Origin of the sequence: Stieleria sp., assembly GCF_041595215.1 — a bacterium.
Classification (GTDB): domain Bacteria; phylum Planctomycetota; class Planctomycetia; order Pirellulales; family Pirellulaceae; genus Stieleria; species Stieleria magnilauensis.
Genome location: NZ_JBFHKV010001134.1, coordinates 1 through 2,661 on the forward strand (window position 1 = coordinate 1; position 2,661 = coordinate 2,661).

2 protein-coding genes are annotated in these 2,661 nt (G+C 59.9%); both read left to right on the plus strand.

The genetic code is table 11. From position 1 onward, the window contains the following. The first annotated feature begins 464 nt into the window (after positions 1 to 464). Complete coding sequence (locus ABX749_RS28875; protein ID WP_372899086.1) at positions 465 to 1,421, plus strand: ABC transporter ATP-binding protein; 957 nt, start codon at positions 465 to 467, stop codon at positions 1,419 to 1,421. A 7-nt stretch (positions 1,422 to 1,428) separates the two neighbouring features. Next, entirely contained in the window at positions 1,429 to 2,634 is a 1,206-nt protein-coding gene (locus tag ABX749_RS28880) for an ABC transporter permease (RefSeq protein WP_372899087.1), read from the plus strand. The last annotated feature ends 27 nt before the right edge of the window (positions 2,635 to 2,661 follow it).

Consider the following 2,661-nt stretch of genomic DNA (forward strand, 5'->3'; position numbering starts at 1 on the left):
GACCCCGTCCGGGGTCGTGGTGGGGATCGAGGGCGTTGCCCGGAGGTGGCGCTGCGCTGACCTCCGGCTACTCGCTGTGATCCCTTCGGGATAAGGACATCGCTTCCGTGCGGAGGAACGTCGCCGTTTTGATCTCTCGTGGCTCCCTCAGTGATCGGCAGACCTAAGGCTCGCCCTCCCTCGCTGCGCTCGATCCTCCCGCAGACGGGAGGGTTACTTCTTAACTTGATGCGTATGCCCCTCGCTGCGCTCGGCCGCCCTGCCAAGGAGGGCGATTCAGGAGGCGTCGATACCTGCGCCAGCAAGAAGGATGGCATCGAAGCCAGTTCTGAGTGATAGAGCAGGTGATTTGGGTGGTCTGGGCGAGTTTGCTTTTCGGCTCTTTTCGCGGTGACGTGGTCGGCAAGGTTTGACATACTCGGCGATCGATAGAGGCTCTTCCATCCTGGTCGGATTCCAATGCCGTGATCTACGCCGAATCTCCCGCCCTGGAAATCGTCAACCTGCGCAAGCACTACCGGCGGATCGAAGCGTTGCGTGGCGTGGATTTCGAACTCGGTCGCGGGGAATGCCTCGCTTTTCTCGGGCCCAACGGTGCCGGGAAAACGACGCTGATCCGTGCGTTGGCCGGACGAACGCGACCGACCGAGGGGACGATCAAGGTGTTCGGCCACCCGATCGATTCGATCGGAGCCCGTCAGGCACTCGGGTTGGTTCCCCAAGATCTGGCACTTTACGGAGACCTGACGACGCGCGAAAACCTGATGGCGTTTGGCAAGTTTCATGGCGTGCCGCGCCGCGAACTGAAAAAACGCATCGACTGGGCGCTCCAATGGACGGGATTGACCGACCGCGCCAGAGACCTGGTGGGTGGTTTCTCGGGAGGCATGAAGCGGCGTGTGAACCTCGCTTGCGGGGTGTTACATCAGCCCAAGATCATCTTGTTGGATGAACCGACCGTCGGCGTCGATCCCCAAAGTCGCGAACGGATCTTTACGATGCTGGATCAGCTGAGTGACGAGGGGGCTTCGATTCTGTTGACGACGCACCATCTGGACGAAGCGGAACAGCGAAGCGATCGGATCGTGATCTTGGATCAAGGCCGCGTGATTGCCGACGGGACCATCGATGAATTGGTGTTGAGCACCGTCGGGCATTCACGGCTGGTTCGAGTGCGTGTGGATCGCCCGCTGACCGCGCCGGTGACGGTGCCCGGCGATGGCGGTCAACGCCGGACGGTTCACGTCGGTGAAGCCGGTCGTGACCTGATCGAAACACGGATCGACGATGTCACCGTCAATTTGGGGCCGTTTTTAAAGGCGGTCCAGCACGGTGGCTACGTGGTGTCTGACATGGAGGTACAGGCGCCTTCGTTGCATCACGTCTTCCTGCATCTGACCGGCAACGAACTGAGGGATTAGAACGCTCGTGATTTGGACGATCATGCAACTCAGTCTGCGGCGACTGCTACACAATCGGATCGAACTTCTGTTGACGTTCGTGGTCCCGATTGCGTTCTTCAGCGTGTTTGCGTTGATCTTCGGAAACGGGATCGGCAGCGGAACCACGCCGAAGGTGAAGGTGGTGATTGTTGACGAGGTTCAATCGCCAGACAGCACCGCGATCGTCGAATCGTTGCGCAACAGCGCCGGTCTGCGATTGATGAACGATGATGCACAAGACGAAGCATTAAGCCTTCACGACGCGTCGGACATGGTTCGCCATGGCAACGTGACCATCGCCATTGTGCTCAAACCGGGACAGGGCGAAGCGATCCGATCGGATTTGCTTGCCGACGCGTCCGACCAGGTCGCCGGCCAGGTCGTGTCGGCGTTGGTGGGGCGTGAACTGGTGATCGCCAAGACGCGACAAGCGGCCAGGGCGCGGCGGACGATGGTGCGCCGTCCCCCCACCGGTGAGGCGACGGCGGTGCCCAACCAACTCGTTCGACAGCAGTCTGTCGTTCCGGCGGAATCGTTGGACCCGTCCGAACTGGTGCAGATCGTGGACGTCATTGGAGAGGACAAGGCGAACCCGGTGGTCAGCATGTATGCCGCCGGCATCGCGGTGATGTTCTTGCTGTTCGGTGCCACCGGCGGTGGCGGTGTGTTGCTGGAAGAACGCGAGAACACGACGTTGGATCGATTGTTGTCGACTGAATTGACGATGGATCAACTATTGTTGGGGAAATGGTTCTACCTCACCGCACTGGGATTCGTGCAGGTGTGTGTGATGTTCGTCTGGGGACAATACGTTTTCGGAATTGACTTGCGCGGGCACCTGGACGGGTTCGTGATGATGACCCTGGTGACCAGTTCGGCCGCAGCCGCGTTCGGTTTGTTCCTGGCGACACTTTGCAAGACGCGCGGGCAGCTCAATGGGCTGTCGGTGATTTTGATTTTGACGATGAGCGCGCTCGGCGGGTCGATGGTGCCCCGGTATGTGATGAGCGAACGGATGCGAGAACTGGGGCTTTGGACCTTCAACGCGTGGGCGCTGGACGGGTACGACAAAGTTTTTTGGCGTGATCTGCCTGCCGATGCATTGCTGCCACAGCTAGCGGTGTTGATGATTGCCGCAGTAGGGTTTCTACTTGTCGCTCGGGCGCTCGCGATACGATGGGAATTTGATTGACCCCGCGGCGCCGAAGCCTCTCCCATC